Genomic DNA, 20,353 nt, shown 5'->3' on the forward strand with positions numbered 1-20,353 from the left:
ATTGTGAATATTATAGAAAGTAAAAGGGAATATAAAAGAAGCTTGAAAATACTTTCATTTTTTTCACTGTTTATATATATAATTTCCTTCATCAATCAACTGGTATAGGGTCTATAATTATATCTTTTGCTTCAATAGTACTTTTGGGACTAAATAAGGCCTGTATATGTGAACCAATATTATAAGACTTAGCTCCAAATGACAACCCTAGTTTATAATATCCAAAATTTTGATAAAGATGCATACTAAATTGATTGCTTACCATAGGCTGAATTAATTTATCGATCAAACCTGTCGGTGTTGCTGTCCCTAATTTATCAATCATTTTCAAACCTTGACCAACATTAACCGCAGCTGTAGTTACTTCATTTAACATTATCTTCAGTTATTCCATGATATAATAAATTCAATCCTGCTATTACTCTCACACTCCCATCAGCGACTAAATATGCACCTGGAATAGTACCTAAACCACTTGAAGCAGTAATAACACTTACTCCTCCTGCAACTTCTAACCCCCCAAAAGTTGTATACATTGCATCTTTCTTTATCGCATTCCAATCCCATAGACCATTAGGATCATAATATAAAATTGGATTATTCCTCATGGCAAGATAACCACTAGCATACTGCCTAGCAGGGTCCACACTCATCCATCTACCAATCACAGGGTCGTACATCCTAGCCTCAAAACTATTGAAACCTGTTTCATCTTTGGCTAATTCTGCTTAGTAGCCATACGTTAACGGTTAGATGTGTTTTGTAAACTTGTAGCGTGTTGTAAGTCAAAATGATACCCAGACCTTACTTTTTTAAAGTATTAAGGTCCTCAATAGTAAAATATCTATTGGGTTTAAATTTCTTCTCACAATATTTTAGATATTTCTCATAATTAATAATGGTTATATTATAATCATTCGCAACTGATAAGATCAGATAATTAAATTCTAGAGTATAAATAGGCCATTTTAGTTTCGCTTTTTCCACAAAATCGATAAATTCCTTTGGCTCTTTTATATTAATCAAAAAGAAATTTTTATACTGTGAGTCTAGATTAGCAAAGAATATCCTTTGATCTAGTTCATCCTCACTTTTCAACATTTGATTTAAATATCTTTTTGCTCGTTCATTTTGTTCGAAATTATAAGAGAAATAAAATAATATCTGTAGTTGAAAAATATCTGATTTCTCCATACTATCCATTATTTTATTAAATACAGTTGGTAAATTCTTATTACTCGCTTGAGTTAATAGGTAAATAATATCTTCTCCAATAGATGTATTTATACCATACTTTTTATTGATATGATTAATGTATTGCTTTTCAAATTGAGCATAACTAAACTGATCATTATACATTTGAGCAATTAATTGATCATAGTTTTTATAATCTCTAAAAATAAACATGGGGTTAAATAAATTAGGGTTAGGGTAATAGGAAATCGTTATAACTAGCACATTAAATAGCTGAATAATAGGTTTTTACGTACACAAAAAGGACACCTAAATAGGTGTCCTTCATTGGTTTGTGATCTGTTACGAATCACAGATACTTCTGATAAAAGTATGTATATATAAACTACTCTAGAGTAGGTTTACAATCTAAATAAAAGGATTCTTTTCTCTCTCCTCACCTAATTTCTGTAGGTCTGAATCTAATTGAGCTAATACTCTTTCTTCATCAGTGTTAGATTCCATAGTTTTTGATAATGGAACGTCTTGAGGGATAAAATCACCAAATCCGTCTTTATCAGCATCAGGCTTAGAGTAATCATAAGGCCAACGATAAACAATTGGTAATGCACCTGGCCAGTTACCGTGACCTGGTTTTCTTGGTGTAGTCCACTCCAAAGTATTAGAACCCCAAGGATTCAATGGAGCATTTTTACCTCTAAACATACTCCAGAAGAAGTTAAAGATAAAAATAAATTGACCCGCTACCGTTACAATTGCAGCAATTGAAATAAATGCATTTAAATCTGCAAATGTAGAGAACGCATCAAAATTTGTAAACGAATAGTATCTTCTTGGAAAACCAGCAATACCAATGTAGTGCATTGGGAAGAATACCATATATGCGCCTAAGAATGTTAACCAGAAGTGAACATAACCTAGTCCGCTATTCATCATCTTACCGAACATTTTTGGGAACCAGTGATAAACACCAGCCATCATTCCAAAGAATGCTGCAGAACCCATTACCAAGTGGAAGTGAGCTACTACAAAGTAAGTATCGTGTAATTGAATATCTAATGCTGAGTTACCTAAAATAATACCTGTAACACCACCAGAGATAAACAATGATACTAAACCAATTGAGAACAACATTGCAGGAGTAAATACAATATTACCTCTAAATAATGTTGTGATATAATTAAATGCCTTAACAGCTGAAGGAACAGCAATAATTAAAGTTAAGAACATAAATATTGTACCTAAGAACGGATTCATACCAGACACAAACATATGGTGAGCCCATACAATAAATGAAAGGAATGCAATACCTAACATAGAACCAATCATTGCTCTGTAACCAAAAATAGGTTTTCTAGAGTTTGTAGAGATTACTTCTGATGTTAAACCTAAAGCAGGTAAAAGTACGATATATACTTCTGGGTGACCTAAGAACCAGAATAAGTGCTGGAATAAAATTGGGCTACCACCTGAATGCTCTAATAATTCTCCCTGAATATAGATATCTGATAAGTAGAATGAAGTTCCAAAGCTACGATCAAATACTAATAATAATGCTGCTGCAAATAATACAGGGAAAGAAAGGATACCGATAACTGCTGTAATAAAGAATGACCAGATTGTTAATGGCATTTTTGCAAATGACATACCAGCAGTTCTTAAGTTGATTACCGTAGAAATATAGTTAATTGAACCAAGTAAACTTGATGCAATAAAGAATACCATTGAAACTAACCATAAAGTCATACCAATACCTGAACCAGAAACTGCTTGAGGTAATGCTGACAAAGGAGGATAAATTACCCAACCACCTGATGCAGGTCCTGTTGAAGTAAATAAAGAAGTAAGCATAATTACTGAAGCTAACGCAAATAACCAGTAAGAAAGCATGTTCATAAACCCTGATGCCATATCTCTTGCTCCAATTTGTAATGGAATCAAGAAGTTGGAAAAAGTACCACTTAAACCAGCTGTCAAAACAAAGAATACCATAATAGTACCGTGCATTGTAACTGCAGCAAGATAAAATGTAGTATCCATTTTACCAGATTCAGTAATCCAATCACCCAACAATGGTCTTAACCATTCTAAGTTAGCTTCAGGAAAACCTAATTGAATACGGAATAAAACTGATAACCCACCACCAATAATCGCCCAAAGAATACCTGAAATTAAGTATTGTTTTGCAATTACTTTATGATCATAAGAGAACACATAGTTGGTCCAGAAATTACCGTGATGTTCATGATCATCATGAGAATGAACATCATTATGTTCTACGTCTAATACTACGCTTGACATATTTTTTATATTTATGTATTTTGTATCTTATTCTACTATAACTATCTCGCTTGAGCAACAGCTTCTTTTTCAGCTTTCTTAGCTTCCCAAGTTGCCATATAATCAGGATTTTTCTCTAACCATGATTTCTGCTTCATTAACCACTCATCGTACTCTGCTTGAGAAACAATCTTAACAATTCTTCTCATACCAAAGTGACCGTAACCACAAACTTCTGTACAAGCCAATTCATAATTGAATTTTGGATTGTTAGTTTTTGTACGCATCTCTGAAGTTGTAATAGATGGTGTAAATTTAAAACGAGTTGGCATACCAGGTACTGCATCCATTTTCACTCTAAAGTGAGGAAGGAATACTGAATGTATAACATCAATAGCTCTAATTTTTAATTCTACTTCTTTACCTACAGGTAACACAATCTCACGTGCCATGAAATCATCATTAGCATTCACATCATCAAAATCAATTCCCATTGAGTTTGTATTATCGATGTTTGCTACATTGTATTTACCTAATTTAAGGTCTTTACCAGGGTAACGAATTTCCCAAGCAAATTGCTTACCCATTAATTCTACCTGAATAGCAGAATCAGAAGCGGGTGCAGTAATGTCTGCCCAAGCTCTCCAACCAAAGATTACTAACACAGCCATAACAATAGCAGGAACAGCTGTCCACGCAATTTCTAATTTGTCGTTATGAGGATAGAAGTCTGCTTTTCTTTTTTCAGAATATTGAAAAAAGAATGGGAATGTAAATAATAGTAAGTGAGTCACAACAAAAGCTGCAAAAACAACCCCTAATGTAATGTTGAACAAAGCATCTGTTTCTTTACCATGAAGAGATGCTGCTTCTGGCAAGAAGTATTGAGAAGCATCATTATACGACCAGTAAATTAGCCCTAATCCAACAACCAATAAGATTGGGAATAATGCACCATTAATTTTATTACTGAAAGTAACCTTGTTAGAATCTTCTTTCGCGATTCCTACTAAGTTGATTATACGATATACTAGCGCTAAAACTGCTACTATAAGTATAATCCCTGTGGCGATAAGCAAAGCCGTTGTCATACCTTGTTGATAGTGTGTAGTTTGTGATATACTTTAACTATGATTTTATCTCACTAATTTTTTAAGAGTAGTGAAGTTCACATAAAAATCTTTCAAATATATCTAATATTTTTAATATTGATGATATATATCATACTTTTTTGGTGACAATATTCGATATTTTATAAAAAGGACGTGAATATCAATTAGATAGAGTTACAGATGTTAACTTCTAATAATCAACTTGTGTAACCTTCACTCCTGCTTTTTCTAGAAGCTGTAAACCCGATTTATCACGATATTCTCTTTTATAATAAAAGCATATTATACCTGCTTGAATGATTAATTTAGCACACCCGAAGCAGCAACTGTCCGTACAATAAATTGAAGATCCTTCTGTAGAATAAGTAGATTTTGCTGCTTTTGTAATTGCATTAGCTTCAGCATGTAAAACCTCTTCTTTTGTCACTAACACTTGTTCTAACTTTTTTGTTTTAGGGTTCAATACATTTTCTACGTTCTCACAGCTATTTTCAAAACCCTTAGGAGTACCATTATACCCCATAGAGATAATATTCCCCTCTTTTACAATAATAGCACCCACTTTTAATCGAGTACATCTACTAAGCTCTCCAATAGCTTCAGCGCAACGCATAAAAGCTCTATCAAATTCCTGATCTCTATCTAGCATTTGTTTGAATAGTTATTTTAGTGGTTTAATGTAAAAAAAGCCCTCCATTATTCATGAAGGGCTTCTATATCTATTTTCTTTTTCGAATTATCTACTCAAGAATTGATTTCTTCTAGAGTAAATATCTAAGAAGTAATCATCTTTTAACGAATCAATAAAGTAAATCGCTTCACCCGTAGATTTCATCTCTGGTCCTAATTGTTTATCCACATTAGGGAATTTATCAAATGAGAACACAGGGATTTTAATTGCATAACCTTCTTTAACTGGTTTAAAGTCAAAATCAGTTACTTTCTTATCTCCAAGCATTACCTTAGTTGCATAATTTACATATGGTTCTTGGTAAGCTTTACAGATAAATGGCACTGTACGAGATGCACGAGGGTTTGCTTCAATGATATAAACTTTATCATCTTTAATTGCAAACTGAATATTAAGAAGACCTTTTGTTTTTAAGGCAATTGCAATCTTCTCAGTATACTCTCTAATTTGCTGTATTACTAAATCTCCTAAGTTATAAGGAGGTAATACTGCATAAGAGTCACCAGAGTGAACTCCTGCAGGTTCAATGTGCTGCATGATTCCTACGATGTACACATTTTCACCATCACAGATTGCATCTGCTTCAGCTTCAATAGCACCATCTAAATAGTGATCAAGTAGTACTTTATTACCTGGAATATCACGTAACGTTTCTACAACGTGTTGCTCTAATTCTTCCTCATTAATTACAATCTTCATTTTTTGACCACCTAATACATAAGAAGGTCTAACTAGAAGAGGGAACCCTAATACTTCTGATTTCTCTAATGCTTCATCAGCAGTTTCGATAACATCAAACTTAGGATAAGGAATATTATTTTCTTTCAATAAAGTAGAGAAGCTACCTCTATCTTCAGCTAAATCAAGCGCTTCGTAACTAGTACCTAAGATTTTAACACCGAAACGAGTTAACTTTTCTGCAATCTTAAGTGCTGTCTGGCCACCTAACTGAACAATAACACCTACTGGATTTTCATGTAAGATAATCTCGTAGATATGTTCCCAGAATACTGGCTCAAAGTATAACTTATCTGCAATATCTGGATCAGTAGAAACTGTTTCAGGGTTACAGTTAATCATGATTGTTTCATATCCTGCTTCTTTTGCAGCTAAAACACCATGAACACAACAGTAATCGAACTCAATACCTTGACCAATACGGTTAGGACCTGCTCCTAAAACAACAACTTTTTTCTTTTTCGAAGGTACTGACTCATTCTCTCCATCAAATGTTGAGTAGAAATAAGGAGTTTTTGCTTCAAATTCCGCAGCACAAGTATCTACAAGTTTCCAAGTACGTTTAATTCCATACTCTTCTCTTCTTTTGTTAAATACTTCACTTTCTAAGCAACCTAAAAGGTGTGCAATCTGACGATCACCAAAACCTTTTTGTTTCGCTTCTAAAAGTGTCTCTTTATCAATAGATTGGATTGTTTCTGCTTGAATTTTCTTTTCTAGTAAAACTAGATCAAGAATCTGACGTAAGAACCACTTATCAATTTGAGTGATTTTACGAACAGTTTTCATTGCAATACCTAGTTTCATAGCATCCCAAACGTGGAATAATCTATCCCATGATGGATGCTGTAAACTTTCTAATATTACAGCTTGGTCTGTCACTTCTTTACCATCAGCTCCTAAGCCATTACGCTTAATTTCTAATGATTGACATCCCTTTTGAAGTGCTTCTTGGAACGTACGTCCAATACCCATAACCTCACCCACAGACTTCATCTGTAAACCAAGTTTATGATTAGCACCTTTAAATTTATCAAAGTTCCAACGAGGAATCTTTACAATTACATAATCTAATGCAGGTTCAAAGAACGCTGAAGTAGTCCCTGTAATTGGGTTTTTCAATTCATCTAGGTTATAACCAATTGCAAGCTTAGCAGCAATTTTAGCAATTGGATACCCTGTTGCTTTAGATGCTAAAGCTGACGATCTTGATACACGAGGATTAATCTCGATACCAATAATATCATCGTTATCTGGAGATACAGAGAACTGAACATTACATCCACCTGCAAACATACCAATTCCGTTCATCATCTTGATAGCAAGATCACGCATTCTTTGGTATACTGTATCTGGTAATGTTTGTGCAGGAGCTACTGTAATTGAGTCTCCAGTATGAACTCCCATTGGGTCGAAGTTCTCAATAGAACAGATAATAATAATATTACCTAGATTATCACGAAGCAATTCTAATTCGTATTCTTTCCATCCTAAGATAGATTGCTCGATTAGAACTTCATGTACTGGTGACATTTCAAGACCTCTTGATAGAGCTTTCTCAAATTCATCTGGTGTATTGACAAAACCTCCACCAGAACCACCTAATGTAAACGATGGTCTAATTACTAGAGGAAATCCAATTTCTTGAGCAATCTCCTTACCTTGTAAGAAAGATTTAGCTGTACGTCCTTTACAAACGCCAACTCCTAACTCAATCATTTTCTGTCTGAATAATTCTCGATCTTCTGTTGTATTGATTGCATCAATTTCAACACCGATAATCTCAACACCAAAATCTTCCCAGATTCCTGCTTCTTGACAATCAATCGCTAGATTCAATGCAGTTTGACCACCCATTGTAGGTAGTACTGCATCAATATCATGCTTTTCAAGAATTTTAATAATTGATTTTTTATCCAGCGGTAGAAGATAGACATTATCGGCCGTAACCGGGTCTGTCATAATTGTGGCTGGATTAGAATTGATCAGAGTAACTTCGATACCCTCTTCACGTAGAGAACGAGAGGCTTGTGTTCCTGAATAATCAAATTCGCAAGCTTGACCGATTACAATTGGTCCACTCCCGATGATAAGTACCGACTTGATGTGCTTCTTTTTAGGCATTTTCGCTATTCTTTAAAAAACATGACTTAACACTCGGGATGCAAAACTAAGAGTATTTATGGTAAATACACTACAAATCAAGTATAAAAATACGATAATGAAATTATTATAGAAAATCTTCTAATTTAACAAATTCTTGCTGTATCTTTGTACCTTTTCTAAAATTTACTACTATGCTAACAAAACGAATAATTCCTTGCTTAGACATCAAAGACGGTAAAACTGTTAAAGGTGTAAATTTTGTAGAATTAAGAGATGCAGGAGACCCTGTAGAGCTTGCCAAAATATATAGCAATGAGGGTGCAGATGAGTTAGTTTTTTTAGACATCACTGCAACTGTTGAAAAACGAAAAACATTAATTGAGCTAGTAGAAAAGGTTGCAGCTCAGATCAATATACCTTTTACTGTAGGTGGTGGAATTTCTAGTGTAGAAGATGTTTCTGCATTATTAAATGCTGGTGCCGACAAAGTTTCTATCAATTCTTCTGCAGTAAAAAGACCTGAATTAATCAACGAACTTTCTGAAGAATTTGGAAGCCAATGTATAGTAGTTGCTGTCGATACTAGGTATATAAACGGTGAACATATTGTACATGTAAGAGGTGGAAGAACTCCTACCGAACTTAGAACAATTCAGTGGTTACATGAGTGCCAAGAAAGAGGTGCTGGTGAGATTCTTTTAACTTCTATGGATCATGATGGAACCAAAAATGGTTTTGCTATAGAATTAACAAAAGAGGTTTCTCAATCGCTAAATATTCCTGTAATTGCATCTGGTGGAGCCGGAAAAGAAGAACATTTTATCGATCTTTTTAAACAAAATGCTGCAGATGCCGCTTTGGCTGCTAGTATTTTTCATTTTAAAGAGATTAGTATTCCTCATTTAAAACAACACTTACAGGATAATGATGTTGAAATGAGAATCCTTTAGAAGTTCAAATAATCTTTAAAGTGAACTAATTCTCATTAAAAGTTAAATAAGGACTCTTAATAAAATTGTTCATTCATAAAATAAATCTTATTATTGCACGCACGAAATACAAGCAGAGGATGGGAATCAATATTTCACACTGAAAATCAATTAGATAAAGAAATTCTATTTTATTATCTTTGTGTTAAGTTTTTATCAAAATGTATATCGTAAGCTTTTAAGTATAGATTTAAGATACTAACCATGTATATAGAAGTTTTAAAATCAAAGATCCACCGTGTCAAAGTTACACAAGCAGAATTAAATTATGTTGGCAGTATTACTGTTGATGAAAATCTAATGGAAGCTGCAAATATCATTGAAGGTGAGAAAGTGCAAATTGTTAATAATAATAACGGTGAGCGTTTTGAAACTTATGTGATTAAAGGAGAGAGAGACAGTGGCATTATCTGTTTAAATGGTGCTGCAGCGCGAAGAGTTCAAGTAGGAGATATTCTAATTATCATTTCATATGCATATATGAAACAGAAAAAAGCAATTAACTACTCCCCTAAGCTTGTCTTTCCTAATGATGATAATAAATTAGAAGATTAATTATCTACTAATAAAGATACTATGCCAACTTGATTCATTGAATTAGGTTGGCTAATTTGTTTTTGAACAGTTCCTCTTCGAGAGGTTTTTTATATGAATTTAAAAGACATACTAAAATATCTTTTCTCTTTTATACTTGCCGGTGGACTACTTTGGTATGTTTTAAAAGAACAAAACCTTAAAGAAGTATTAACCTCTTTTGATACCATTGATTGGAAAATAGTGGTTTTATCAATGGCTATTTCATTGATGAGCCATTATGCAAGAGGATTAAGGTGGGGATTAATGTTAAAGCCTTTAAATTACAAGACATCTGGTCCTAATTTATTTATGGCAACAATGTCTGGATATGCAGGCAATCTAATTATACCTCGTTTTGGTGAATTTTTTAGATGTGGTATTTTACAAAAACTATCTAAAATACCTGCTAAAACTTCTTTCGGTGCAGTTGTAGCTGAAAGAGCAATGGATTTAATTGTATTTATTACTTTATTTTTAATTGCTTTTTTTAGCCAATTCGATAAGCTTCAGGGAATGATCTTGCCTCATTTCAATCAACAATCAGATTCAATCATTGATAAAATTCCATACCTAATTATAGGAATGGTAATTATAGGTTTAATAGGATATTTTATATTTCGCATCAGAAAACAACTTTTAAGAACTGCAATAGTTAGGAAAGCATTAATGTTACTTCAAGGTATTATTGAAGGAATGACAGGTGTATTTAAACTTAAAAGAAAAGAATTTGGTTTGTATTTTCTTTATACGTTCATTATCTGGCTAACATATTTCTATATGGGATATGTTTTATTTTGGACTATACAAGGCACAGAAAACCTTTCTCCAGTTGTTGGATTTGTAATGATGATGATGGGTGGACTTGGAATGGTACTCCCTACACCTGGCGGCACAGGGTCTTATCACTTTTTTGCTTCTCATACATTAATGGCTTACGGAGTTAGTAATACAGACGCCATTGCTTATGCAATCTTAATGCATACCTCTCAAACATTTTCGGTAATAATAGTTGGTGGTATAAGTATTTTGATAGCAAACTTAAAAAAATCAGATAACTCAACAATAGAGGACAATGAATAACGTAGCATCAAAAGATAAAATTCTTACTCTTGAAAATGCTTTGATAAAAAGAGCAGAATGGAAAGATAATGGCGAAAAAGTCGTATTCACAAATGGCTGTTTTGATATAGTTCATCTTGGCCATGTTGATTACCTTGAACAAGCAAGAAACCAAGGAACAAAAATGATTCTTGGATTGAATACTGATGCCTCTGTAAAAAGATTAAAAGGTGAAGAAAGACCAATAAACAATGAATACGCAAGAGCTCGATTACTAGCTGCTTTTGAATTTATTGATATGGTGATCTTATTTGGTGATGATACACCTCTAAACTTAATCGATTCACTTTTACCAGATGTTCTTGTTAAAGGTGCTGATTATACTGTTGATAATATAGTTGGAGCAAAAGAAGTTATGAATAATGGAGGGAAAGTAGAAACTATCACTCTCGTTGAGGGATTCTCTACATCATCAATAATAGAAAAAATAAGGAAATTTGGCTTATAATAATTGAGTTGATTTTCAATAAAAAAGGTTCATTTCAATTAATTGAAATGAACCTTTTTTATTGAAAGAAACTGATCTGCTTATCCTTCTAATTCGTTTACTAAAGATACATACTGTGCTTCTGCGTCGGAAGCTGAAGTACCTTCTATTTTTTTCCATGCATCCCATTTTGCATTTCCTTTGAAGTCGAAACCTCCTGGACGCTCTGTAGTCACATCCCCTACTGATGCCTGCTTGAATAAAGCATACAATTGTAAAAGGTGATCATTTGATGGTTTTGCTGGTAATTGATTTACTCGTTCTTGTGCGTCTTTAAATGCTTCTGAAGCCATAGGTGTATTTATTGATTTATCTAAAAAAATTAACTTACTCTAGTCCATAATTCTGTTCTTCCAAAGAGTTTAATACCAACGTATCCTCTCATCTTTAGAACATTTGGACCACTGCTTTGAATACTTCCACTATATGTTTTACCAGAATCCGGATCATAAACAGATCCATCTTCCCATTGTCCTTTTCCTTTATAATCAAAATCCGAAAGCATTGTCATTCCATCAAGAAGACGTTCCTTTAAACTAGCGTCTGGATTTAGCTTATCAATACGAGGGCCGCCATCCTCTTCTTTATCTCTTTCCATCCACACAATAGATCCTTGTGCTTTTCCATTATCGTCAATCGATATCTCTACATGGGCGTCTTTTAAGCCAGTTAACCAGACTCCTTCTATTTGATGTATTTGATTATCGCTCATTTATGTAATTAGATTATTGAATTAAGAAAATGATTATTCACTTTAAATTTAGCAATAAAAAATAGGGTACATAATAATGCACCCTATTTTCTTATAAAAAAACTAAATTTTTATCTATTAATATAGAATTCTGAATTTAATTGTATCCTCAATTGCTCTCATATCTTCCAATAATTCTGGTTGGTATGATTGATCAATATCTGTAATAACATAACCGATTTCTTCGTTAGTTTTTAAATATTGACCTAAGATATTACAACCATGCTTGGCAAACACATTGTTCATTTGAGCTAAAATACCTGATTTATTTCTATGGATATGTAATAATCTATGTCCATTTTCCAATCTTGGTAATTGTACATTAGGGAAGTTTACACTATTGAATGAACTACCAGTGTTTACGTATTCAATCATTTTACCCGGCACAAAATCTGCAATATTTTCTTGAGCTTCAAGAGTTGAACCTCCAATATGTGGCGTTAATATCAAGTTATCGATATTACTTAAAGGAGCATCAAAAGTATCATTATTGTTTTTCGGTTCTACTGGGAAAACATCAATTGCAGCTCCAGATAAATGGCCCGTTTCTAGTGCTATTTGTAAAGCATCTAGTTCAACTACAGGTCCACGTGCTAAATTTACTAACACTGCACCTTTTTTCATTTTATTGATATGCTCACCTGTAAAGAACTTCTTATTACTAGGTCTTCCATCAACATGTAAAGAAACAACATCACAAGTTGCTAACAACTCATCTAAAGAAGACAGTTTTGTAGCGTTACCTAGTGCTAATTTCTCAACAACATCATAGTAATAAACATCCATACCTAACATTTCTGCAAGTACAGATAATTGAGACCCAATATTACCATAACCAATAATACCTAGTTTCTTACCTCTAACTTCAAAACTTCCATTTGCAGATTTACTCCACTCCTTTCTATCCATCTGACGCATTCTTTTTGGAATTTGACGCATTAACAAGATAATCTCGCCAATTGCCATTTCTACTACAGAACGTGTGTTACTAAAAGGTGCATTAAATACAGAAACACCATGATCTGTACATGCCTTTAAATCAATTTGATTTGTACCTATACAGAAAGCTCCTACAAGCATTAAACGATCAGCTGCTTCAACAACCTTTCTTGTTAAGATCGTTTTTGAACGAATACCAAGAATGTGAACACCTTTAATTTTCTCACAAAGTTCGTCTTCGTCAAGTGCTCCTCCAAGTAATTCAACTTGATAACCTTCTTGCTCTAACTTTAACTTTGCATCTTGATGTACATTTTCTAAGAGCAATACCTTGATCTTACTTTTTGGAAATGAAGTTGCCATAGGATGTTTAATTGAATGTAGTATTTCTTCAAAGCTATTAGCCTCAACATCTGCTTTGGCTAACACCTTTTCTCTTTTTATATTTTCTGTAAAAGCAAAGAAAGTTTTTGCTAACCCTGCCTCTCTAATTTCGTAATCTGTATACCCATCACCAATAACAAGAACCTCACCTTCTAGGGCTAATTCTTTCATCAGTTTTACCTTACCTTTATGTTCGGAAAGTGGGTTTGATGCATCAAAGCCTGTAACTTCGTCTTTATCATTATAAGTGAATGTATTGGCGTAAATATTTTCTTCTTTAATACCAAAATCTTTTACTACTGGAGTAATAAAATCTTTAAATCCACTAGAAACAATAAGAACATTATCTTTTTCATTAGTGAAAAAAGATCTATTTCTTTTCACTGATTCAGAAACTAGAAGCTTAAGCTCACCCGATAATTGTTCTACATCTTTTTTTGTTGCATCTAATAATGCCAAACGCTGTTCCAAAGCCTCTCTAAAAGACAGCTCACCAGCCATTGCTTGATCTGTTAGATCTTTGATTTTCTTGCCTACTTCTACCTTTTTATCTGTTCCTTCATATAAGATATCGCTTAAAATATCTAATGCTTCAACTTTAGTAAAAGTACTATCAAAATCAATTACAAAAAATCTCTTGTCTGCCATGTTTATCTGTCTTTAGTTACAATCGCAACTCAAAAGTATTATATAATCACGACTTTTGAATATTTTTTAATGATTTATTGTGATTTTCATAAAAAAAAGGTTGTTTATTCGCTTATTTTCATAAAACATTAGCTAAACAATATTATCTAATCATCCGTTAATTCTTCTCTTACTTTTTTAGGTAATTTCGAAAAAACCAAATCATAGGAATGGTCTAAAGCTTCATACATTTGATCATCATTAAAATCACTATATACGGATATTGTATTCCAATGCTTTTTGTTCATATGGAATCCAGGCTTTACTCCTGCGTATCTTTCTCTTAGATCAATTGCTTTTTCAGGATCACACTTCACATTAAAACTTTGAAAATCGTCAACATTAGTGAGGGCAAAAACTTTTCCTTTTACCTTAAAAACTAATGTAGATTCATCAAAAGGAAACTCTTCTGTTACTCCCTTCTTCTTTAAACAATGACTTCTATAATCTTCAATATTCATGATTTTAAATTATTTCTTTAGAATCCGTTTAAATATGCACAATGTTACTATCAAATTTTCAATTTAATAGATGAAAAACTTTTTTAAGAAAATTTCACACACCAAATTCGTGAATAACATTACAATCAAATTTTTTAAACAATTCGCCTAAGTTGAAGTTTTATAGAAAACTCAACAAATATTACCATGAAACAATTACTTTCATTTTTTAGTATTTTCATATTATCATTTACATGTGCTCATGCTCAAAATGGTATAATTAGAGGAAGTGTTACTGAACTTCCAAATAATAAACCCGTACCGTATGCTACTGTTGTTATACAAGGAACATCCATCGGTGCCACTACTGATGAGAATGGTAAATACGAAATTAAAAACATACAACCTGGCCTTTATAATTTAGTAGTAAACTATATTGGATATCGTCCAGACTCAAGAGAAGTTGAAGTTTCAAACGCTAGGCCAGCAATGATTAACTTCACTTTAGTTCCATCTACAGAAGAATTAAATGAAGTTGAAGTAATTGCAAACGGTTTTTATAAGTCTGATGAAAGCCCCGTATCTGTGCAAAGAATAGGTGTAACAGAAGTAAAAAGAGCTCCTGGTGCAAATAGGGATATTTCAAGAGTCTTCAGATCATTACCTGGTGTTGCTTCTACAGCTTCTTTTAGAAATGATATACTAATTCGTGGTGGAGCACCAAATGAGAACCGCTTTTACCTTGATGGAATTGAGATTCCTAACATTAATCACTTCGCTACCCAAGGGGCATCAGGTGGTCCAGTAGGAATGCTTAATGTGGACTTTATTAAAGACGTTGAGTTTTTCTCAGGAGCATTTCCTGCAGGAAGAGGAAATGCTCTTAGTTCTGTTATGGAATTTACACAAAAAGATGGAAGAACAGACGAACACACTACAAACATCATTTTAGGCACTTCTGACGTAGGAATTACTTTTGAAGGCCCTGTTACTGAAAAATCATCATTAATTGTATCTGCAAGACAATCTTACTTAAAAGCATTATTTAGTGTTTTAGGACTTCCATTCCTACCAACATATAATGATTTCCAATTAAAGTATAAGTATAAATTCAATCAAAGAAATCAACTATCAATCATTGGTTTAGGAGCAATTGATCAGTTTGCACTAGCTGACTCGCCTGGTGAACCAACAGATGAAGATTACGAACAAAATGTTTATATATTAAATAACACTCCCCAACAAGAACAATGGAATTATACTGTAGGAGCAAAATACGAACATTTTAGAGACAACTCTACTTTTACTTTTGTAGCATCAAGAAATATGCTAAACAACAAACAGTACAAGTACCCTGAAAATGATGCTACTCAGCCAAAAATATATGACTACAATTCACAAGAAGCTGAAAATAAAATTAGACTTGAAGGTGTGTCTTTTACTAACTCAGGATTTACATTTTCTTATGGTGTAAATTATGAATATGCCATGTACACAAATAGAACTGATCAAACTTTATATGATTATTCTACAGGCCAATTAGAAACTATTAATTTCGCTTCTGATTTAGGTTTAAATAAATGGGGTGGTTTTGCTACTGTAAGTAAAAAAATTGCACAAGATAAAGTTACTCTTTCTGTTGGTGCTAGATTAGATGCTAACGATTATTCAGAATCAATGAAGAACTTACTAGATCAGTTTTCTCCAAGGTTTTCAGCATCTTACCAATTTGCACCTAGATGGAGTTTAAACTTTAATACAGGTATTTATTACCAATTACCTACTTATACCACATTAGGTTATAAAGAAAATGATGAGTTTGTAAACAGAGAAAACGGATTACTTTACATAAGAAACAAACAATTAGTAGGTGGTTTGGAGTATAAAATCCCTGAGAAAAATTTAAGATTTACAGTAGAAGGGTTCCAAAAAGTATATGATCAATATCCTTACTCAATCAATAATGAAATTTCACTTGCAAATTTAGGTGCTGATTTTGGTGTTATTGGTAGCGAAGAAGTTACAAGTACTTCTAAAGGTAAATCACAAGGTATTGAATTTATGGCTCAGCAGAAATTCTTTAATGGCTTCTATGGTATTCTTGCTTATACTTATGTCAGATCTGAGTTTACAAATGCAAACCCGAATGAATATGCTCCATCATCTTGGGACAGTAGAAATATTGTTAGTTTAACTGCGGGAAAAAAACTAGGGAAAAACTGGGAAATTGGAGGTCGTTGGTTATTTGCAGGAGGCACACCCTACACTCCATATGATGTGGATGCTTCTATGGATCGTCAAGTTTGGGATGCAGAAAGAAGAGGTATTAAAGATTACTCAGAAGTAAATACTTTGAGATTAGATGCTTCTCATCAACTTGATCTTAGAGTAGATAAATATTATTACTTTAATAAATGGAGTTTGAATGTTTATTTTGATATTCAAAATGCATACGGATATTCACCAAAAGGCGAACCTATTTTAACAACTGAATTAAATGCAGATGGCAGCCCTATGGTAGATCCAAATGACAATACTAAATATGTTCCAAAGTATATAGAAACTACAAATGGCATTGTACAACCATCAATTGGAATCATTGTAGAATTATAATATTCATAAAAAATTGACAATAAACCCTCGTTTCTTTTAAAATTAAGAGCGAGGGTTTGTTTTTTATTAATTTCTACTATTAATTTGTGACAGCATACCATTTACCTCAATGAAGAAGTAAGTGTTTATAAAGAAGAGGCGAGAGACTAGGCTCATTGACCCTCTAGCAACCTTCAAGAAATTGAAAAGGTGCTACATCCTAGCCTAAGTTATTAGGAAATATAAACGATAGTGAGATAACAACTTCATAAGAGAGCATCTATCTACATATCACTTTTATATAAACTAGTTTTTTAGGCTTTAAATAAGGTTATAAGGAAATACTAATTCTTTATTACTTAATTATTTTGAGTATAATTTAAAACGTCGAATAAGGATGCAAGAGCATTTATTTAAATATAATAAAAAGTATAAGTTAGAATTAGGTGAACAACTTAATGGTTTCGAACTTTCTTACCGTACTCTTGGAAGTATAAACGAAAATGCTTCTAATATTATTTGGGTTTGCCATGCATTAACAGGTAATGCAGATGTTGCAGATTGGTGGTCTGGTTTATTTGGTAAAAAAGCCATATTCAACCCCAATGAGCATTTTATTATTTGCGTGAATGTTATTGGTTCTTGCTACGGATCAACTGGCCCATTATCTATTAACCCAGATACCAAACAACCTTATTATAGTTCATTTCCAGCTATTACAATTCGTGATATAGTTGGCACTTTAGAGATTTTAAGGAAAGAGCTAAAAATAGAACACATAAATACATTAATAGGAGGTTCTTTGGGTGGGCAACAAGCATTAGAATGGGCAATTCAAAAACCTAACCTAATGGAAAACCTAATAATTTGTGCTACAAATGCAATTCATTCACCTTGGGGAGTAGCTTTTAATGAAACTCAAAGAATGGCAATAGAAGCAGATCCTACTTGGGGCGATGAAAATCCAAAGGCAGGAGACAGAGGTCTAAAAGCGGCAAGAGCTATTGCGATGTTGTCTTACAGAAACTACAGTACTTATGAAGCTACTCAATCTGAGGACGACAATAATACAACAGATAACTTTAAAGCATCTACATACCAACAATATCAAGGTCAAAAACTCTTGAATAGATTTAATGCTTATTCTTATTGGACACTTTCTAAGACTATGGATTCTCATAACCTTGGTAGAGGACGTACTTCAATTGAGAATTCTCTTCAAAGAATAGAAGCGTATACTCAAGTTATTGGTGTGTCTAGTGATGTACTTTTCCCTGTTTCGGAACAAAGGTATATTACTTCTCACATTAAGAATGTTACTTACGAAGAAATTTCTTCTTTATATGGACATGATGGCTTTCTAGTTGAAACTCACAAAATTGCAGCAGCAATAAGAGCATTCTTCAAACAAAAAAAGAAAAAGAAAATTTCCACCTCAATTTAGGCATACAATTTGCGATTGTAATATTAATCACAATCACTTCGGGGATTGTTTTAAATTTTAAATTGGCAAATATCTACGATGAAAAATATTAAACGAAGATTTTTATCTATTGCAGCGTTAGGAACGCTAAGTCTATTTGTTTTCTCTTGTGCAGGTGGAGATAGTGCCAGCCAGAGCTACTACAAAAAAGAAAGAAAGAAATATGAAATTATGGACATGCACTCTGACTGCCCTCAGTTAGTGAACTCTAGAAGATAATTTCCTCTTATGATATAAGTAATCCTTTTCTCGAATCTATAAGAGAAAAGGATTTTTTTATATAAGTCCTTTCGTACTAATGAAATTTTTTAGGACTCATTTCATCAATACTAATCAGGTGCCATACGTATGCAACGTGACATTGAAATTGCCGAATTAAGAAAACTCACAACATTTATTGACGATAACTTCGATTATGACTTTAAGAATTATGCAATGTCATCTTTCACTAGAAGAGTCAAAAGAGTTATTGAATTATATAAGTTTTCTTCTGTTGATATTTTAATCAAAAAATTCAAGAATAACCCTAGTTTCTTTCAAGAATTTGTTTCTGAAATAACCGTAAATGTTACTGAAATGTTTAGAGATCCAACTTTTTGGAAATCTCTTCATGATGACATCATACCTGAAGTTATGAATGAACATAAAAAAATTAGCGTATGGCATGCTGGGTGTTCTTCTGGTGAAGAAGTTGTTTCGATGTGTATAATGCTTGAAGAGCTTGGGTGTTTATCACAAGCCACTATTGTAGCTACTGATATTGATAAATCTATCATTAGTAAAGCTAAAAAAGCTCGTTTCACAGAAAAAAACATGACGCTTAATCAACAAAACTATGAGCGTTATGGTGGCACAAAGAGTATTTTTGATTACTTCATAAAAGAAGACAACTATTATTACATTAAACCTGAGTTAATTGATAGAGTTTCTTTTAGAGTTCAAGACTTAGTTAAAGGGAATCCTTTTTCTAAATTTGATCTTATTCTGTGTAGAAATGTGATGATTTACTTCAATCAGACCTTACAAAATGAAGTACTAAAAAAATTACACAATAGTCTTTTCAAGTATGGCAACCTTGCAATTGGGTCTAAAGAATCATTGATTTGGTGTGATATTGCAAATAAGTTCGTTGTAGTAAATAACGAAGAAAAGATTTATAAAAAAATTAAAGACTAACTACTGATTATGCAAAGTAATTTGTTTGATACGAAATATAAAGGCATAGTCATTGGTGGGTCAGCAGGTAGTTTTAAACCTATCACAGAATTATTAGCAGAGTTACCAGAAGACTTTCCTATTCCAATTTTTCTTTGTCTGCACAGACTTAAACATGTGCGCCATGGGTTTATTGAGGCTTTATCTATTAGAAGTAAGAAGCCCATTTACGAACCTCAAGACAAAGAATCTATAAGACCAGGGATGGTTTACTTAGCTCCTTCAAATTACCATATGTGTATAGAGTTAGGTAATTCTATATCTTTATCTACAGAAGATCTTGTTAATAATTCAAGACCAGCAATAGATCTCACTTTTATGAGTGCAGCATATACATATAAGGATAAATTAATTGGCATCCTCTATTCTGGAGCAAATAAAGATGGTGCAATTGGTATGAAATCAATAAAAGACAAAGGTGGAATTACTATTATTCAAGATCCTGAAGAAAGTATGATGAACACTATGCCATTGTCTGCAAAAAACTGCACAGAGATAGATTTATGCCTTGAATCGAAAAAAATTAAAAATTTTCTACTCGATTTATACAAGGCTTACCAAAAATGAACG

At 32.9% G+C, this 20,353-nt stretch carries 18 protein-coding genes, 1 pseudogene and 1 riboswitch; of the genes and pseudogenes, 8 read left to right on the forward strand and 11 right to left on the reverse strand.

Going from position 1 to position 20,353, the window contains the following annotated elements:
• Positions 1 to 91 precede the first annotated feature (91 nt).
• The 7 genes and pseudogenes from EI427_RS10045 to carB all read right to left on the reverse strand — a co-directional run bounded on the left by EI427_RS10045 (position 92) and on the right by carB (position 8,139).
• Complete coding sequence (locus EI427_RS10045) at positions 92 to 376, reverse strand: hypothetical protein (protein WP_126614189.1); 285 nt, start codon at positions 374 to 376, stop codon at positions 92 to 94.
• Positions 366 to 704 (reverse strand): annotated as a pseudogene (locus tag EI427_RS10050) (RHS repeat-associated core domain-containing protein); the annotation flags it as partial. The pseudogene EI427_RS10050 and the gene EI427_RS10045, both read right to left, overlap by 11 nt.
• Before the next feature lie 100 nt (positions 705 to 804).
• A complete protein-coding gene (locus EI427_RS10055; protein ID WP_126614193.1) occupies positions 805 to 1,407 on the reverse strand; it encodes a hypothetical protein in 603 nt (200 codons plus the stop codon).
• A 195-nt stretch (positions 1,408 to 1,602) separates the two neighbouring features.
• Positions 1,603 to 3,495, reverse strand: coding sequence for a cytochrome c oxidase subunit I (locus tag EI427_RS10060; protein WP_126614195.1), 1,893 nt, complete (start codon positions 3,493 to 3,495; stop codon positions 1,603 to 1,605).
• Between the two features lie 41 nt (positions 3,496 to 3,536).
• On the reverse strand, positions 3,537 to 4,565 hold the full coding sequence (locus tag EI427_RS10065) for a cytochrome c oxidase subunit II (protein WP_126614197.1): 1,029 nt from the start codon (positions 4,563 to 4,565) through the stop codon (positions 3,537 to 3,539).
• A 211-nt stretch (positions 4,566 to 4,776) separates the two neighbouring features.
• The gene (locus EI427_RS10070) at positions 4,777 to 5,235 is read right to left on the reverse strand and encodes a deoxycytidylate deaminase (RefSeq protein WP_126614199.1); all 459 of its coding nucleotides are present in this window, start codon (positions 5,233 to 5,235) and stop codon (positions 4,777 to 4,779) included.
• Between the two features lie 87 nt (positions 5,236 to 5,322).
• Positions 5,323 to 8,139 (reverse strand): carbamoyl-phosphate synthase large subunit, encoded by a 2,817-nt coding sequence (gene carB / locus EI427_RS10075; protein ID WP_126614201.1) that lies wholly within the window; start codon positions 8,137 to 8,139, stop codon positions 5,323 to 5,325.
• A gap of 173 nt (positions 8,140 to 8,312) precedes the next feature.
• Between carB and hisF the strand changes: the two genes are divergently transcribed.
• The 4 genes from hisF to rfaE2 all read left to right on the forward strand — a co-directional run bounded on the left by hisF (position 8,313) and on the right by rfaE2 (position 11,253).
• A complete protein-coding gene (gene hisF / locus EI427_RS10080; protein ID WP_126614203.1) occupies positions 8,313 to 9,071 on the forward strand; it encodes an imidazole glycerol phosphate synthase subunit HisF in 759 nt (252 codons plus the stop codon).
• A gap of 243 nt (positions 9,072 to 9,314) precedes the next feature.
• The gene (gene panD, locus EI427_RS10085; RefSeq protein ID WP_126614205.1) at positions 9,315 to 9,665 is read left to right on the forward strand and encodes an aspartate 1-decarboxylase; all 351 of its coding nucleotides are present in this window, start codon (positions 9,315 to 9,317) and stop codon (positions 9,663 to 9,665) included.
• 93 nt (positions 9,666 to 9,758) lie between these two features.
• Positions 9,759 to 10,766, forward strand: coding sequence for a lysylphosphatidylglycerol synthase transmembrane domain-containing protein (locus tag EI427_RS10090; protein ID WP_126614207.1), 1,008 nt, complete (start codon positions 9,759 to 9,761; stop codon positions 10,764 to 10,766).
• Positions 10,759 to 11,253: a D-glycero-beta-D-manno-heptose 1-phosphate adenylyltransferase gene (gene rfaE2 / locus EI427_RS10095; RefSeq protein WP_126614209.1), complete on the forward strand. Its 495-nt coding sequence runs from the start codon at positions 10,759 to 10,761 to the stop codon at positions 11,251 to 11,253. The genes EI427_RS10090 and rfaE2 overlap by 8 nt, the downstream gene beginning before the upstream one ends.
• A gap of 80 nt (positions 11,254 to 11,333) precedes the next feature.
• Here the strand turns inward: rfaE2 and EI427_RS10100 are convergent, their stop codons facing one another.
• The 4 genes from EI427_RS10100 to EI427_RS10115 form a co-directional block, all read right to left on the reverse strand.
• The gene (locus EI427_RS10100; protein WP_126614211.1) at positions 11,334 to 11,585 is read right to left on the reverse strand and encodes an acyl-CoA-binding protein; all 252 of its coding nucleotides are present in this window, start codon (positions 11,583 to 11,585) and stop codon (positions 11,334 to 11,336) included.
• Positions 11,586 to 11,614: 29 nt separating this feature from the next.
• Entirely contained in the window at positions 11,615 to 12,004 is a 390-nt protein-coding gene (locus EI427_RS10105; protein ID WP_126614213.1) for a DUF2147 domain-containing protein, read from the reverse strand.
• Positions 12,005 to 12,121: 117 nt separating this feature from the next.
• Positions 12,122 to 14,014 (reverse strand): phosphoglycerate dehydrogenase, encoded by a 1,893-nt coding sequence (gene serA, locus EI427_RS10110; protein WP_126614214.1) that lies wholly within the window; start codon positions 14,012 to 14,014, stop codon positions 12,122 to 12,124.
• Between the two features lie 146 nt (positions 14,015 to 14,160).
• A complete protein-coding gene (locus EI427_RS10115; protein WP_126614216.1) occupies positions 14,161 to 14,514 on the reverse strand; it encodes an MmcQ/YjbR family DNA-binding protein in 354 nt (117 codons plus the stop codon).
• 186 nt (positions 14,515 to 14,700) lie between these two features.
• Between EI427_RS10115 and EI427_RS10120 the strand changes: the two genes are divergently transcribed.
• The 4 genes from EI427_RS10120 to EI427_RS10135 all read left to right on the forward strand — a co-directional run bounded on the left by EI427_RS10120 (position 14,701) and on the right by EI427_RS10135 (position 20,350).
• Positions 14,701 to 17,106 carry a TonB-dependent receptor gene (locus tag EI427_RS10120; protein WP_126614218.1) on the forward strand — a complete coding sequence of 802 codons (2,406 nt, stop codon included), beginning with the start codon at positions 14,701 to 14,703 and terminating at the stop codon, positions 17,104 to 17,106.
• Between the two features lie 122 nt (positions 17,107 to 17,228).
• Positions 17,229 to 17,334: riboswitch (SAM riboswitch) on the forward strand.
• Between the two features lie 148 nt (positions 17,335 to 17,482).
• Positions 17,483 to 18,529 (forward strand): homoserine O-acetyltransferase family protein, encoded by a 1,047-nt coding sequence (locus EI427_RS10125; protein WP_205727926.1) that lies wholly within the window; start codon positions 17,483 to 17,485, stop codon positions 18,527 to 18,529.
• A 387-nt stretch (positions 18,530 to 18,916) separates the two neighbouring features.
• Positions 18,917 to 19,744 carry a CheR family methyltransferase gene (locus EI427_RS10130; protein WP_126614222.1) on the forward strand — a complete coding sequence of 276 codons (828 nt, stop codon included), beginning with the start codon at positions 18,917 to 18,919 and terminating at the stop codon, positions 19,742 to 19,744.
• A gap of 9 nt (positions 19,745 to 19,753) precedes the next feature.
• Positions 19,754 to 20,350, forward strand: coding sequence for a chemotaxis protein CheB (locus tag EI427_RS10135; protein WP_126614224.1), 597 nt, complete (start codon positions 19,754 to 19,756; stop codon positions 20,348 to 20,350).
• Positions 20,351 to 20,353: the final 3 nt, after the last annotated feature.

It is taken from the genome of Flammeovirga pectinis (assembly GCF_003970675.1).
Lineage (GTDB): Bacteria > Bacteroidota > Bacteroidia > Cytophagales > Flammeovirgaceae > Flammeovirga > Flammeovirga pectinis.

What these genes read in the sequence shown, in the direction of transcription:
- carB (WP_126614201.1), bottom strand. Translation starts at nt 8,139, where the DNA reads ATGCCTAAAAAGAAGCACATCAAGTCGGTACTTATCATCGGGAGTGGA.
- EI427_RS10090 (WP_126614207.1), top strand. Translation starts at nt 9,759, where the DNA reads ATGAATTTAAAAGACATACTAAAATATCTTTTCTCTTTTATACTTGCC.
- EI427_RS10070 (WP_126614199.1), bottom strand. Translation starts at nt 5,235, where the DNA reads ATGCTAGATAGAGATCAGGAATTTGATAGAGCTTTTATGCGTTGCGCT.
- EI427_RS10135 (WP_126614224.1), top strand. Translation starts at nt 19,754, where the DNA reads ATGCAAAGTAATTTGTTTGATACGAAATATAAAGGCATAGTCATTGGT.
- EI427_RS10065 (WP_126614197.1), bottom strand. Translation starts at nt 4,565, where the DNA reads ATGACAACGGCTTTGCTTATCGCCACAGGGATTATACTTATAGTAGCA.
- EI427_RS10105 (WP_126614213.1), bottom strand. Translation starts at nt 12,004, where the DNA reads ATGAGCGATAATCAAATACATCAAATAGAAGGAGTCTGGTTAACTGGC.
- EI427_RS10100 (WP_126614211.1), bottom strand. Translation starts at nt 11,585, where the DNA reads ATGGCTTCAGAAGCATTTAAAGACGCACAAGAACGAGTAAATCAATTA.
- EI427_RS10055 (WP_126614193.1), bottom strand. Translation starts at nt 1,407, where the DNA reads ATGTTTATTTTTAGAGATTATAAAAACTATGATCAATTAATTGCTCAA.
- serA (WP_126614214.1), bottom strand. Translation starts at nt 14,014, where the DNA reads ATGGCAGACAAGAGATTTTTTGTAATTGATTTTGATAGTACTTTTACT.
- rfaE2 (WP_126614209.1), top strand. Translation starts at nt 10,759, where the DNA reads ATGAATAACGTAGCATCAAAAGATAAAATTCTTACTCTTGAAAATGCT.
- hisF (WP_126614203.1), top strand. Translation starts at nt 8,313, where the DNA reads ATGCTAACAAAACGAATAATTCCTTGCTTAGACATCAAAGACGGTAAA.
- EI427_RS10115 (WP_126614216.1), bottom strand. Translation starts at nt 14,514, where the DNA reads ATGAATATTGAAGATTATAGAAGTCATTGTTTAAAGAAGAAGGGAGTA.
- EI427_RS10125 (WP_205727926.1), top strand. Translation starts at nt 17,483, where the DNA reads ATGCAAGAGCATTTATTTAAATATAATAAAAAGTATAAGTTAGAATTA.
- EI427_RS10130 (WP_126614222.1), top strand. Translation starts at nt 18,917, where the DNA reads ATGCAACGTGACATTGAAATTGCCGAATTAAGAAAACTCACAACATTT.
- panD (WP_126614205.1), top strand. Translation starts at nt 9,315, where the DNA reads ATGTATATAGAAGTTTTAAAATCAAAGATCCACCGTGTCAAAGTTACA.
- EI427_RS10045 (WP_126614189.1), bottom strand. Translation starts at nt 376, where the DNA reads ATGTTAAATGAAGTAACTACAGCTGCGGTTAATGTTGGTCAAGGTTTG.
- EI427_RS10120 (WP_126614218.1), top strand. Translation starts at nt 14,701, where the DNA reads ATGAAACAATTACTTTCATTTTTTAGTATTTTCATATTATCATTTACA.
- EI427_RS10060 (WP_126614195.1), bottom strand. Translation starts at nt 3,495, where the DNA reads ATGTCAAGCGTAGTATTAGACGTAGAACATAATGATGTTCATTCTCAT.